Annotated in this window: 12 protein-coding genes and 2 pseudogenes; 9 read left to right on the top strand and 5 right to left on the bottom strand. The window is 50.7% G+C overall.

Annotated elements, in window-relative coordinates; translation table 11 throughout:
* Positions 1–297: 297 nt before the first annotated feature.
* Complete coding sequence (locus IJ22_RS05455) at positions 298–1,194, bottom strand: stalk domain-containing protein (RefSeq protein ID WP_062410870.1); 897 nt, start codon at positions 1,192–1,194, stop codon at positions 298–300.
* 161 nt (positions 1,195–1,355) lie between these two features.
* Here IJ22_RS05455 and IJ22_RS05450 point away from each other — a divergent pair, with 161 nt between their 5' ends.
* Genes IJ22_RS05450 through IJ22_RS05440 form a run of 3 tightly spaced genes read left to right on the top strand, consistent with a single transcriptional unit; the run spans position 1,356 to position 3,986 of the window.
* On the top strand, positions 1,356–2,195 hold the full coding sequence (locus IJ22_RS05450; RefSeq protein ID WP_062407799.1) for an ABC transporter ATP-binding protein: 840 nt from the start codon (positions 1,356–1,358) through the stop codon (positions 2,193–2,195).
* Positions 2,128–2,892 carry an ABC transporter permease gene (locus IJ22_RS05445; protein WP_235594260.1) on the top strand — a complete coding sequence of 255 codons (765 nt, stop codon included), beginning with the start codon at positions 2,128–2,130 and terminating at the stop codon, positions 2,890–2,892. Before IJ22_RS05450 ends, IJ22_RS05445 begins: the two co-directional genes overlap by 68 nt.
* 47 nt (positions 2,893–2,939) lie before the next feature.
* Entirely contained in the window at positions 2,940–3,986 is a 1,047-nt protein-coding gene (locus IJ22_RS05440; RefSeq protein WP_054818059.1) for an ABC transporter substrate-binding protein, read from the top strand.
* 110 nt (positions 3,987–4,096) lie between these two features.
* On the opposite strand, the gene IJ22_RS05435 is transcribed toward IJ22_RS05440, so the two are convergent.
* Positions 4,097–4,864 (bottom strand): SDR family NAD(P)-dependent oxidoreductase, encoded by a 768-nt coding sequence (locus IJ22_RS05435; RefSeq protein WP_062407797.1) that lies wholly within the window; start codon positions 4,862–4,864, stop codon positions 4,097–4,099.
* A 460-nt stretch (positions 4,865–5,324) separates the two neighbouring features.
* Here IJ22_RS05435 and IJ22_RS05430 point away from each other — a divergent pair, with 460 nt between their 5' ends.
* The 4 genes and pseudogenes from IJ22_RS05430 to IJ22_RS05410 form a co-directional block, all read left to right on the top strand.
* Entirely contained in the window at positions 5,325–5,963 is a 639-nt protein-coding gene (locus tag IJ22_RS05430) for a DUF1054 domain-containing protein (RefSeq protein ID WP_082660979.1), read from the top strand.
* Between the two features lie 94 nt (positions 5,964–6,057).
* Positions 6,058–6,786: a hypothetical protein gene (locus tag IJ22_RS05425; RefSeq protein WP_062407793.1), complete on the top strand. Its 729-nt coding sequence runs from the start codon at positions 6,058–6,060 to the stop codon at positions 6,784–6,786.
* 131 nt (positions 6,787–6,917) lie between these two features.
* Positions 6,918–7,993: pseudogene (locus IJ22_RS26670) on the top strand (transposase); the annotation flags it as partial.
* Positions 7,942–8,567, top strand: a pseudogene (locus IJ22_RS05410) (transposase); the annotation flags it as partial. The pseudogenes IJ22_RS26670 and IJ22_RS05410, both read left to right, overlap by 52 nt.
* 237 nt (positions 8,568–8,804) lie before the next feature.
* On the opposite strand, the gene IJ22_RS05405 reads toward IJ22_RS05410, so the two are convergent.
* Positions 8,805–9,983 carry an MFS transporter gene (locus IJ22_RS05405; protein ID WP_062407785.1) on the bottom strand — a complete coding sequence of 393 codons (1,179 nt, stop codon included), beginning with the start codon at positions 9,981–9,983 and terminating at the stop codon, positions 8,805–8,807.
* 286 nt (positions 9,984–10,269) lie between these two features.
* Between IJ22_RS05405 and IJ22_RS05400 the strand changes: the two genes are divergently transcribed.
* Positions 10,270–11,739 carry an aminotransferase class I/II-fold pyridoxal phosphate-dependent enzyme gene (locus IJ22_RS05400; RefSeq protein ID WP_062407783.1) on the top strand — a complete coding sequence of 490 codons (1,470 nt, stop codon included), beginning with the start codon at positions 10,270–10,272 and terminating at the stop codon, positions 11,737–11,739.
* A 47-nt stretch (positions 11,740–11,786) separates the two neighbouring features.
* Here IJ22_RS05400 and IJ22_RS05395 read toward each other — a convergent pair whose 3' ends face one another.
* A complete protein-coding gene (locus IJ22_RS05395; RefSeq protein ID WP_062407781.1) occupies positions 11,787–12,629 on the bottom strand; it encodes a Cof-type HAD-IIB family hydrolase in 843 nt (280 codons plus the stop codon).
* Positions 12,630–12,774: 145 nt separating this feature from the next.
* On the opposite strand from IJ22_RS05395, the gene IJ22_RS05390 reads away from it, so the two are divergent.
* Positions 12,775–13,194, top strand: a complete 420-nt coding sequence (locus IJ22_RS05390) for a DUF1885 family protein (RefSeq protein ID WP_054818029.1) — start codon at positions 12,775–12,777, stop codon at positions 13,192–13,194.
* 130 nt (positions 13,195–13,324) lie between these two features.
* On the opposite strand, the gene IJ22_RS05385 is transcribed toward IJ22_RS05390, so the two are convergent.
* Entirely contained in the window at positions 13,325–13,621 is a 297-nt protein-coding gene (locus tag IJ22_RS05385; RefSeq protein ID WP_054818028.1) for a DUF1292 domain-containing protein, read from the bottom strand.
* Between the last annotated feature and the right edge of the window lie 198 nt (positions 13,622–13,819).

The raw sequence follows: 13,819 nt of genomic DNA, 5'->3' as shown, positions 1-13,819 counted from the left end.
TTTTCTGATTTTTCTGTTTCTTAGTTCTATCTTATTATGAATCATATGTTTTAGCAACTTGGATTATTGTCTTTTTTTACGAAATTCGAACCTAATTTTTTGAAAGGCCTGGCACAGGGAAACAAGAGGAAGGAGAAACTGAGGCCGATAAACAGCGGAAGGCTTGTAAAACAAAACATCGCCCAGGAGCTGTTTCCTGAGCGAGAACGTGTTGAATTTATCCTGTTGCGGTACAACTCTATATACCGGGTTGTATAGACGGCAAGCGGTAACGCTTCATCGGGAGTCTCGGGAAACTTAAGGATTCTCCCGCTTGATCGCTTCGTCCTCCAGATCCGTCTTCGAGTAAATATTCACTGTATAGCTCGTATTCAGCCAATCGGAGTTTTTATTCACCTTAAGCCGGTCTTTCCAATAGCGTTCGAAAACGTAGCCATCCTGCGCGCGTACCGTTTCCAGATAGTAATAATCGTACATATCCTCTTCGCCTGTTACTTTATCGATAATGATCGGCTTTCTATACATATATATGTTGTCGTAATTCGCGACAAGGGTGTTTTTAACATGGCTCCGCAGCATTTTCAGCTTCTCGGGATGAAGCTCCCCATTGATGACATACGATTCGTAGTCGGCGGAATACACCTGTTCAGGGGTCTCACGCAGCCTTTTATTCAATTCGCTCTCACTGATGAATAATGCGCCTGTCAAGCGCTCCTTGGCCTTATTCAGACCGTTGGTGTCTATACCCATTCGCTTGACGTCCGACTCCCGGTAATACGGGGCATAGTTGGTCGAACTGTTGTTGTATGTAATCAGCATCGGGTATTCCGCCCCGAGATATTTCAGTGTGATGGAATACGGATTATAGAGCTCGATGGATTCATAGTTCGGATTCCGCTCCTCCACCTTCTGCTCCGGGTTGATCCGGCTGTTAATATAAATCGTTTTGGTCTCGCCCCTCCACAAGACGTTGGCCCCCATCAGGCGTCCCAGTTCAGCTAAAGGCAAATAGCTTTTGTCTTCATAAATCAGCGGCGGGCCCGACAATTGAACAGGCTTGCCGTCCAGCACCAACCGGAAATCCGGACGCAAATAAGCCTCTACCTTCTGCAGCACATCCTCTGCATATACCCCTGCGGTAAAAGTGCTCCCCATTAAAGCTGCCATCCAAAAAACGCGTTTAATCCGATTCATCGTCATTCAAACCTTTCTATTCATAAGGAAAATAATGGACATACTTATATACAATACGACATATTTCTGTCGAAATCCTGCAAAAAATGGTGTTGACAAGACTTTTAATTCCTATAAAATTAGTTGGTATGATTGTTCGCATATCAAGGAGAGTGACCACGTTGATTGAAATCAAAAACGTCAGCAAAACGTTTCATCAGCGCACGGGAGGCACCTTTACGGCCATAGACAATGTATCGCTCACGATCAACAAAGGCGAATTCGTTTCGCTGCTCGGACCTTCCGGCTGCGGCAAATCGACCTTGTTGAATCTCGTTGCCGGACTGGAGCAAGCCGAGCAAGGGACGATTACCGTGAATGGAAAACCGTGCAGTACGCCGGGGCCCGACCGCGTCGTTGTGTTTCAGGAACATGCGCTGTTTCCATGGCTGACGGTTCTCGATAACGTAGCCTTCGGTTTAAAACAAAAAGGCATAGGAAAAAAAGAACGCGAAGCTTTGGCTATGGAGCAGATTAAAGCGGTACACCTCAGCAAGTTTGCCGACCGTTATCCCCATGAGCTCTCCGGAGGTATGAAGCAGCGGGCGGCCATAGCCCGCGCGCTGGCTATGGACCCTGAAATTTTATTGATGGACGAGCCTTTCGCGGCGCTGGACGAGCAGACCCGACTGATTTTGCATAAAGAATTAGAAGAAATCTGGATGCGCACGCGCAAGACCATTCTGTTTATTACGCATAATATCCGGGAAGCGGTTGTCCTCTCGGACCGTGTGCTCGTCATGTCGACCCGACCGGGCACGATTAAGAAAGAGTTCGCCGTGAGGGCGGCTCGTCCCCGGGATTACTCCGATTCCGTCTTGCACCACGTAGAAGCCAGCGTTATGGAAGCGTTGGCCGATGAACTTGAAAAAGTGGTAAAGGAGGAGATGGGCGATGAGTACAGCATTAAGAAGAAGCCTCTTTCTGATTCTTCTGCTGATAGCATGGGAAGCGGGATATAGAATTTTCGACTGGGGCTGGAAGTTCCCTTCCGTGCTTCAGACCTTCCAGGCATTCTATGACGGGCTGGTTCACGGACAGCTGCTGGAGGCTACCTATCAAAGTTTGAAGAGACTTCTGATGGCCTTTATTCTGGCGATCGTGGTCGGCACGGTGCTCGGCTTTATGTTCGCGCGCTATCGTCTTATTGACGATACGATCGGCTTTCTGGTCGTTGCGCTGCAGACGATTCCGAGCATCGCCTGGCTCCCGTTTGCTATTATCTGGTTTGGCATGAGCGATTTTGCCGTAATCTTTATCACCACGCTCGGGGCGACCTGGACCATGGCCATGGCGAGCCGGACCGGGATCAAGAACATTCCGACCCTTTATATTAAGGCAGCGCAAACGATGGGCACCGGGAATGGATTGCGGATGTTCTATCAGGTGATGGTCCCCGCCGCTTTCCCCCATATGATGACTGGTGTGCGCGTTGCCTGGGCGTTTGCCTGGCGGGCGCTGGTTGCCGGCGAATTGATCGCCAAAGGCGTGGGGCTTGGCCAACTGCTTCAGGACGGACGCAATCTGGCGGATACGGCGCTGATGCTTTGCATCGTCATTATCATCGCTGTGCTGGGTACGATATCCGACCATTTCTGCTTCAAGCGTCTGGAGGATAAGCTGCTGGTCCGTTATGGCCTGATCAGCACCAAAAAATAAGGATCTTATCGATCCGGTCACACAACCAAAAAGGAGAGGGTTTACAAATGAAAAAAAAATCCGCACTACTCGCATTAGCGCTGTCCGGCGTGCTGGCACTAACGGCATGCGGCGGTAAAACAGAAGCGCCGAATAATGCCGGAAACGACGCTGCCGCGGCCAAGACGGTTCGTCTCGGCATTTTCAAGAACGTGACGCATGCCCCAGGCTATATCGCCCTGGAGCAGGGGTTGTTCCAAAAGTACTGGGGAGATAACGTCAAAATCGAGGTTCAGGCTTTCGACAACGGTTCCGACTTCTCCACCGCATTGGCAACGGATCAAATCGATCTCGGCTTCGTAGGCCCGGGTCCTGCAACAAACCAGTATATCAAAAGTAAAAATTTCCGCGTCATCTCCGGTTCCAACAACGGAGGCGCAGTACTTGTAGCAGGTAAAGATTCCGGTATCAACAGCGTGAAGGATTTGGTCGGCAAGACTGTGGCCATTCCGACCAAGGGCAGTACGAACGAAATTTCGCTGCGTCTTTTGCTCGAGCAGAACGGCTTGAAAGTAACGACGGATACATCCGGCGTGCAAATTATCGCCCGGGCTCCGGCAGACACGCTCATCGCCATGCGCCAAAAGGAAATTGAAGCTACGCTGATTCCTGAGCCGTGGGGAACGCAAATGGAACAGGAAGGCATCGGCAAGGTCATTGTGCCTTGGGACCAAATTCCACCGAACAACGGGAACTATCCGCTCACCATTCTCGTCGCGAGCGATAAATTCCTGAAAGAAAACCGGGAAATGGCGAAGCAAGCGGTCAAGGCCAACGCTGAAGCGATTGAATTTATAAAGAACAATCCCGACAAATCGTATGAGCTGATCAATAACCGGTTGAAGGAGCTCAGCGGCAAAGGGATGGACGTAAACCTGATCAAGGCGGCGCTCTCCCACCTGAACCTGACGACAGATGTGAGCAAGGAAGCGATTGAAGAAATGGCATCCGTCTCCATCAATGCCGGCTACATTAAGGATGTTAAGAAAGAAGAGCTCGACTTGAGCCAATTCCTCGACCTCTCTTTATTGGATGAAGTAAAGCAGGGCAAGTAAAATAAAATGAAAAACGGAGCTGCGCGGCTCCGTTATTTTTTTGCGCCATATGTGAATACGCTTTCGCTTCATTCCGCGCTCGGCGGCAAAGGGACCTGCCTCACATTACATCATCTCATAAGCAGCCCGCCGTTGATTTCGATCGTCTCTCCCGTCACATAGGAAGCCAAGTCCGAAACGAGATACAGTACGGCGCCGGCGACATCCTCAGGCGTCCCTTCACGCTTTAGCGGAATTCCGGCCACTGTAGCCTTACGCGCTTCATCCGTGGTAAAGGTATCATGAAACCTCGTATTTCCGATAAACCCGGGAGATACATTATTGACCGTAATTCCGCTGAAAGCCACTTCTTTTGCCAAGCCTTTGGAATAGGCCATGATCGCTGCTTTGCTGGCCGCATACAGGCTTGCCCCCGGTCCGCCGCCGTTATGCGCGGCAATGGATGTCATGTTGATGATCCGTCCCGCTCCCTTCGCTTTCATGCCGGCAAGAACCCGTTTACACATGAATACTGTACTTTTCAGATTTACGTTCATGATTTTCTCGTAAATCTCTTCGGTCATCCCGGCATTGTCCACGCGCTGCACCAAGTGGCCTGCGTTATTCACCAATATGTCAATCGATCCTCCAAACGCCCGTTCGACCTCGCTTACTAAGCGGTCGATTTGCGCCAGATCGGTCACATCCGCCTGAACCAGCACCGCTTCTCCTCCGGCGGCGCGTATGGCTGCCACCGTTTCTTCTCCCTGGTCCACGCTGCGCAAGCAATTGACACCTACCTTCGCACCGCTTTCGGCTAATGCAATGGCAATAGCGCGGCCAATCCCCACATTAGAACCTGTAACCAAAGCGATTTTCCCTGTCAAGTCAATGTTCATGATCTTTTCCTCCCAAGTTCATATGCTAAGGTCTTCTTCTTCATTAAACTGCAAATTCCCCTTTCTTGTAAATCATTTCTGCTCACAAATGTGTTTGAACGACGGAGCAATTTATTGAACTGAGGGGAAAGGTTAAGAAAACTCTATTTTTTCAACTTATCGTTTATCTCGCGTAGAACCTCTTCCATCCGTTCCATTCTTCTCAACATGGAATATTGGTTACTAATCATACCTGCAAAACCAATGACTAAAACAATCACAATAAAAAGCCCCATAAGTCCTCGCCCACTTCTATGCTTTCATGTATTTTGAAATATTTACAATACATCCTCGTTGCATTATACCATCCATTGCTTCATACAAATGGCGATAACCGTCGATTCCTGCTGTCGTTTCGTGGCCTTCTGCCCTCGATTATGATATATTGTTTGGAGAAAAAGGAAGCATGGAGGGAAACGGCATGACCACGTTCAAGGGGTTTCACCAGGAGGATTTCGATACGTTTACGATTGACGGGCTGGAAGAAAGAATGAAAGCTATTCAAACCCGCATCCAGCCCAAATTTCAAGCGCTCGGCGATGATCTGTTACCATCTCTTTCCGTCCGTTCGGGACTGGAGATGTTCCTTCATATTGCAAAGCATGCCCGCAGGAAAGTGAATCCGCCGGTAGACACATGGATGGCTGTAGCCAATAATAAACGCGGCTATAAGCAGCATCCGCATTTTCAGATCGGCCTGTTCGACGACCGGGTTTTCATCTGGCTTGCATTCATATACGAGCTTCCGAACAAAGGGGAGATTGCCGGGAAGTTTCTGAAGCAGGCCTCCGATATCAAACGGCGTTTGCCGGCGGATATGCTGCTTTCGTTCGATCACATGAAAAAAGATGCGCTGAAGCTGTCCGATCTGGACGAGGCCCAATGGAAGCAAGGGCTTGAACGGTTTCGCGACGTGAAAAAGGCAGAGCTGCTGATCGGGCGCAATATCATGAAGAACGACCCTGTTTTGCAAGACGGGGAGAAGTTCACAGCGCTCGCCAACGAAACCTTTGATCAACTGCTGCCCTTATATCATTTATCCCTAGGCATTCAAAATTAATTTCCGCCTAAGCTTGCTTTAAACTAAGGTTAACCTTGTTTGCATATCCTATAGCTGGTGAAAACCGAAACCTACTTAAGGAGGGTATGTAGCTATGAAGCAGACTTACGCCAAAAAAATGATCGTCTCCTCCCTGACGCTTGCCTTGGTACTCTGCGGGGGAGCGCTCTATGGCACAAAGCAATCCGTTCGGGCGGAGACTCCCGATGCGGCCGTCCAATCGCAGGGCAGTACCGACAAACCGGCGGAAGATAAAAAATGTGCTAACAAAGGCGGTCAAGCACGCGGCATACATAGTAAATCGATGCCGATCTTTGAGGAAGCCGCGGCCATTCTCGGTATGGACAAGGAGACGCTGAAGCAGTCGCTGAAGGACAAGACGCTGGCGCAGCTTGCAGCGGAGAAAAAGATCAGCGAAGCCGACCTGATCGCCAAGCTTCAGGCCGAACGGACGAAAAAAATCGATGAGGCCCTTGCTTCCGGCAAGCTAACCGCGGAAAAAGCGGAGAAGCTGAAACAAAAAATGGGAGAACACCTGAAATTTATGGTGAACCATAAGCTGAATGGCGAAGGAAAGTTTCGAATGCACGGCGGCAAGCATCATATGATATTGCCTGCCAAGGACAAGCTGGCCGGCATTCTCGGCATTTCCGAGGACGAGTTAAAGGCGCAGCTTAAAGCCGGCAAATCGTTGGCGGAGATCGCTCAGAGCAAGGGCATAACCAAGGAGCAGCTGATCGGCAAAATCAAGGACGAGATGACGCCGTGGATCGAGAAAATGGTTGACCGCAAGCATGCTGTCGGCGACAAAAAGACAGAATAACGTGTAATCCATCATAAAAAGACGGGGTTCTCCCCGTCGGGGGTGTCCCATAAGTCACCGAGGTGACGGGGGTACCCCTTTTTCATTTTTGTAAAACAAAAAGAAGCCAAACCTTGGTAAAATGGAAGTGACGCTCCGAGCGGATGAAAGACTTCCTTGAAACGGTTTTTACGGCCATTTTGGGTTTTCTTGTCGAGGAGAAGTACGTCAGGCTGGAGCACTATTTCGTTGACGGAACCAAGATCGAGGCCAATGCCAATAAGTATACGTTTGTATGGGGAAAGGCAGTGGTAAAGCACAAGGCCAAGCTGCAGCACAAGCCTAAAGACAAGCCGCTAAAAAAAGCGGTACGGATGCTGCGGAAGGACCTGCTGCCCCCCGGCTACAAAAGTATGAACGACATCAGGAAGTGCTGGGAGAGCGGAACAGCTGCAGCAAAACCGATCCGGACGCAACGTTCATGCGAATGAAGGAAGATCACATGCGAAATGGGCAATTGAAGCCCGGATACAACGTACAGATCGGAACGGAGAACCAATTTATTGTCAGTTACAGCCTGCATCAGCGTCCAACGGATACACGCTGCTTGAAACCGCATCTGGAGAAAGTGAAAGCGGCTTTAGGCAAACTGCCGGGAACCGTCATTGCCGATGCAGGGTATGGCGGAGAAGAAAACTACGCCTATTTGGAGCAAGAAGAAGTCCAGGCCATTATCAAATACAGCACCTACCACAAAGAGAAATCGAAAAAGTGGCAAACGGACATCAGCAAAATCGACAACTGGCACTACGACGAGGAAACCGATACGTGGACATGTCCAGGCGGACAAACGCTGGACTTTCGTTATGAGAGCACGCAGGAAAAGCTGCGAAGTGAGGAAGGCTATGCGTTGTCGGTTCGACGCATGATCGAACCGGAGAGTGTGTTCGGACAAATGAAAAACAACCGGAACTTCCGGCGTTTCCTGCTTCGCCGCTTGCCCAAAGTGAGCCTGGAGGTCGGGTGGCTTTCCCTTGCCCATAATTTATTAAAGTGGGCGGCGATGAACCAAAAAGGTCGAGTAAGAGAGCAAGTATGGCCTTTTTTTCTGTATGGAAACGAGAAGTTAAGAAAACAGGGCCGTCCCTGCGCAGTTAAAAACTACTTTACTTATCTGGTAGTGTCCATGATTCTGTTCCCTACATTGACCGTCTTGAACACGTTGTAAAGAAATTCGGATTTGAAAAGTCACTGGAAGCTGTTGCACTGGATGCCGGGTATTTTACATCGCATATCTGCAAGAGACTGCAGGAGAAAAACAAATACGCTGTCATAGGCCAAAGGGCGTTCACACGGTGAAAGGTTTAATAGCCGAATGGCGATTTAAATACGATGCGGAAAAGAACGTATACATCTGTCCTCAGAAACACGAGCTTAAATACAGCACAACAGACCGTGAAGGATATCGGCAATACCAATCGGACCCGAAGCATTGCGCGCAGTGTCCTGTGCTCAAGCAATGCACCCGTTCCCGAAACAAAACAAAAGTGATAACCAGGCATGTGTGGCATGAAAGTAAGGAATGGGTACGTGCAAACGGAAAAAGCAAGTCCGGGCGGTATCTATACCGGCTCAGATATCAAACGATTGAGCGAAGCTTTGCGGACGCCAAAGAGCTCCACGGGCTTCGCTACTGCCGTTTCCGAGGACGCCAAAAAGTGCAGCAACAAGCGCTGCTAACCGCTACATGCCAGAACATAAAGAAGATCGCCAATATCCTGGCCAAGAGGGCGGGATCATAGGCGATCTTCTGCTTTTAAGCTTCATTTCAACGCCTTGCGTTGCAGGTCTGGAAAATATTGAGGATATATAAACAAAGGCCCCGAAAAAATCGGGGCTTTGCCAACAATCTGACGGTGTTCTCCCCGTCTTTTTATGTATTTCATGGCTGATTTGCATCTTATCCTCTTCACTACTCCGTACGCGAAAAAAATAAGCCGCCGCTGCGAAACATTCGATGCGGCGGCTTATTGGGTCGGTTAAAGCGGTTGGGCGGATGCCCGGGTGCCGTTTCGGTCCAACACGATGAAGCGGTACAGCAAATAGAGCGCCCCTACAGACAGCAGAGCTCCGGTAAGGAACGGCAAAGTGCTGCTGTAATCATAGATTCCCGCTCCCAACAGCGGGCCCGAGATGCGTCCCAGGCTGTCCATCGACGAGCTTAAGCCGGACGCTACGCCCTGCCCGACCGGGGTCTTCTGTGTAATGAGCGAAGTGACGCACGGGCGGATCAGGGCGTTCCCCGCGGCAAAGACGCTCAAATAGATCGAAGCCGTAAGCAGGTTCGACGAGAATAAAATGAGTACGAAACCTAGCGCCGAAAGCACAAGGCCGATTCCGACCACACGGGCCTCCTGTCCTTTTTTGATGAGACGCCGTACGACACCGCCTTGAATCAAGGCTCCGACAATGCCGCTGACCGCAAACATAATCCCCAGCTGTGCCGGCGTCGCGCCGATCTGATCTCTCTGGAACAAAAGCAACGTCGCTTCCAGTCCCGCGAGCGAGAATGATACGAAAAACGATAGGATATACAAATATTTGAGCGATCCTACAAACGCGCTCCAACGGGAAGCCCTGGCTTCCTGCGGTTTGCTGCGCTTTTCCTCCGTCAACGATTCCGGCAGCTTGAAGTAGGCGAACACGAAGGTGCCCAAAGCCAGCGCGGCGGCAGCGAAGAACGGTACTTGAATCCCCCATTGACTAAGTATGCCTCCGAGCGCAGGTCCGAAAATAAAGCCCAAACCGATCGACATGCCTACAAGACCCATGCCTTTGGTCCGGTCCTCGTCCGATGTGACATCGGCAACGTAAGCGACGGCGCAAGCGGTGGCCGCTCCGGAAAACAATCCTCCCAATATGCGGGAAACGTACATAAGCCAAAGGCTTTCCAATGCAAGTCCAAAAAGCAAGAAGCTGATACTGAATCCGAGTGCGCCGATCATGATGAGCGGACGCCGGCCGACCCGGTCGGACAGCCCTCCCCATACCGGGGACATCAGGAAAGACGCCAATGAGTAAACCGAAAGCAGCATACCCAAATGAAAATTCTCCGCTCCCGATCCCGTCACGGCGTCGGGAAGTACAGGAATGATGATACCGAAGCCGATAAAAATCGTCATCAGCAGCACCATGATGATGGCGAGCTGTTTGTTCATGTGGTAATGGGTTCCTCCCGATTGCATTAGTTTTCTTTCTTTATCGTACCACATCTTATTTGTCGATGGAAACGAACCCGGGCAAGATTAACAAAATAGACAAACCCCCCGGTTAAATTACCTGCAAAATTATCAAACTATCAAGGTCCCGAAGATTTTGTCGAGATAAATTCCGAATTGCTCGTAAAAACCGCTTGCATCCTTGTCGCATTTTGCTATACTCATTTTGTTTGTTTATTTTTCGCTTTGTTTATGATAATTCGATCAAGAAGGGAAGGGATAAGCTGTGGATCAAACGAAAACTCCCTTGTTTACCGCATTGAAGGAGCATGCCGGCCGTAATCCGGTGCAGTTTCATATTCCAGGACATAAGAAAGGGGTCGGGATGGACCCGGAATTCCGGGAGTTTATCGGCGATAACGCGTTGTCCATCGACCTGATTAATATAGCTCCACTCGACGATTTGCATCAGCCCACCGGCGTCATTGAAGAGTCGCAGAAGCTCGCTGCGGAAGCGTTCGGAGCCGATCACACCTTTTTCTCCGTCCAGGGAACAAGCGGCGCCATCATGACGATGATCTTGACCGTTTGCTCGGAAGGAGACAAAATCATTGTGCCGCGCAACGTGCACAAATCGGTGCTGGCAGCGATTATTTTCGCCGGGGCGAAGCCTGTGTTCCTGAAGCCGGTGCGCGACGAATCCTTGGGGATCGATCACGGCGTAACGACCAAGTCGGTACGGCGCGCGCTTGAAATTCATCCCGATGCCAAAGCGGTGCTGATCATCAATCCGACATATTACGGGGTGTGCGCCAATCTGAAAGAAATCGTGGACGTCGTTCACAGCTATAACATTCCGGTGCTGGTGGACGAGGCCCATGGCGTGTTGATCCATTTTAGCAACAGGCTGCCGATGTCGGCTATGCAGGCAGGCGCGGACATGGCCGCGACGAGCGTCCACAAGCTAGGCGGCTCGATGACGCAAAGCTCCGTGCTTAATATCCGTGAAGGCCGGGTCAACATCATGCGCGCCAAGACGATTATCAGTATGCTGACGACCACTTCCACCTCGTACATTTTGCTGGGTTCTCTCGACTGCGCAAGGCGCTACTTGGCTTTGAACGGCAAAGAGCTGGCCGACCGGGCCCTCGAGCTGGCTTCCTACGCTCGGGAGGAAATCAACCGCATACCGGGGCTTTACTGCTTTGGAGAAGAGATTCTGGGCAAGGAAGCGACGTACGATTACGACCCGACGAAGATCAGCATCCATGTGCGTCATCTGGGCATTACCGGGTACGATGCGGAAAATTGGCTCCGGGAGCAGTACAATATTGAAGTCGAGCTTAGCGATATGTATAACATTTTGTGCCTGGTCACCCCCGGGGATACGCGCGAGAACATCGACATTCTTCTCACCGCGCTGCGCAGACTCTCTCAAGAGAACTACTCGATCCGCCAAGCGAATGAGCTGGTGATCAAAATACCGAAAATACCGCAGCTGAGCTTGTCTCCGCGCGACGCTTTCTACGGGGATACCGAAATTATCCCGTTCAAGGAATCGGCGGACCGCATCATCGCGGAATTCATTTACGTGTACCCGCCGGGCATTCCGATTCTCCTGCCGGGAGAAGTCATCTCCCAGGATCTGATCGACTATATTACGGAGCATATCGAAGTCGGTCTGCCTGTGAAAGGACCCGAGGACCGCAGCATCGAAAATATCAAAGTTATCGTGGAAACACCGGCGATTTTTTAACCACGTACCGCATGGCCGCCCCGTATTGGGGCTGGCCTTGCTCTGTTTTACCATCCTCTTTGCTTTATCCGCTCCTCCAGCCAGGCAATGACGTCGGCTACCGCATGCTCGTTATGATGCTTGCAGGAATGGACGGCAGACTGCAGCAGCTTCGGATGAGCGTTGGCAACGGCGATGCCGATGCCGGCCCGCCGGATCATCTCCAGATCGTTCAGATGATCCCCCATCGCCACACAGCGCTCCATCGGAACACCGACTTGCCTACTGAGCTGCTCCAGCGCATGACCCTTGGTCGCCCCCTGCGGCAGCATCTCCAGGTATTTATCGTCCGACCGGACCCAGACAACCTCCGCATCCCCTGTAAGCTCGTTCACGGCCGCAGCGACTTCATCCAGCCATGCCGGTTCCCAGGCGAACAGTATTTTGATCCAAGGCTCAGACAGTGCATCAGTTAACCGAATCGTCTGCAGGGCAAACCCCTCAATCCGCCGGTGGCGCTCCGTGGTATCGTTGTCCTGCAAAATATAGGGCGCATGGCCGTCCCTGGCGTATATTTCAACGCCCAGCTCCGGAAACCGTTCCAAGACCCGCTTCAGCACATTTCTGCAGGATGCAGGCAGCGTCCTCACCCACAGCGATTTCTCACCTTCGTAATCATAGATGACGGCACCGTTGCTAAGAATGACCGGAGCGTTGACCGGCAACCGGTTGACATAGCGCCTGACGGAAGACGCTATGCGCCCCGTTGCCAGGGTAAACCGTCCGCCGTGCTGCGTAAACCGCTCGATTGCGGCTAGATTCTCCGGGCTAATGTCCTTTTCGCTGTTCAGCAGCGTCCCGTCCATATCCGTAACCAGCAAATAATCGCTGAACAATCCGCTTTGGTTCATAGGTATCCCCTTTTCCTGCTGTCTGCTCAGCTGTCCGCAAAAGCCTTAAGCAGTATTGTATTTGGTTTTTCTTAATGCTATGATGGTCATGGTGCTTGACACAAGAAAACCTTTCCAGTCCATTATGTAGGCAGGTGCATTCATCATGGCGCAAAGCGCTTATATTAAGTTCGTCGAAGGGTCCGCCGTTTCCTCGTTAACGCTGGATGAACTGAAGAATCAGCTGATGCATTACCGGGATCAGCTGGCCCTTACAGGCCGTCAGCTCGAATGGGAGTACGATGATGCAGGGTTTCCGTATACGCTGGAAACGAAGCCCGAGGCGGAGGGCCAATGGTTTTATTTAAAAGGAAAAAACCCCCTCTACAAATATATCGTCATGGGTGTCGGTTCCGAAACACAGGCCGGTACAGAGCGCCATTATGTTCAGGTCGTCCTGCCGGATGACTGTACACATGGGGATAAAGCAAAGGGCAATGAGTTTTGCAAATATTTGGCCAAGCTGTGGAAAGCCGAGCTTCATTTATTCAACGGGCGCGTCATGTACTTCAATCCGCGGAAATAGGGCATGATCTTTCCCGGCAAATGACGTACTTATGATGATGCAGGTAACAGACAGGCTGCTTTTTTCTTGCATGTCCGTGTTCAAGCAAAGAACCCTTCTTGCCTTCAAGAAGGGTTCTTTGCTTTGGATGTTATGACTGCTCTTGCTGTTCTTCCACGATCTCGTTGTAAATCTGAACAACGCGATCCCACTCTTCCTCGTCCTCAATGCTGGCCAGGAAGGCTTCATCGTTTTCTTCTTCAATGCGGAAAATAACACCGTCAGCCTCTACATCATTCCGGTCAAGAAGCACTGCATAGGCCCGATCGTTTGCTTCAAAGGTGTATACCATAACCATCTCGTGTTCAACGCCATTTTCATCGGTTACTATAAAAATATCATCCTCATGATCATGGTCGCAGGAAGCGTCATGAATATGTTCGCTCATGGGAAAACCTCGTTTCGTCATTATAAGTAATATTGTTCCCTCGTATCGTATCACGCCCATGGTCCCAAGTCAATGAAAGGAAAACCTCATCATCGGATTTCTTTACCGTGTACAGCCCGGGGCTCCCCACAAAAATCCGGCCCGCCAAAACAGGCTTCGCAACAGCCCCTAAAAAAGCAAAAAGGACGGCGTTTAGCG

It is taken from the genome of Paenibacillus naphthalenovorans (assembly GCF_001465255.1).
GTDB lineage: Bacteria > Bacillota > Bacilli > Paenibacillales > NBRC-103111 > Paenibacillus_G > Paenibacillus_G naphthalenovorans.
This window is presented reverse-complemented; position numbering and strand designations above follow the sequence as displayed.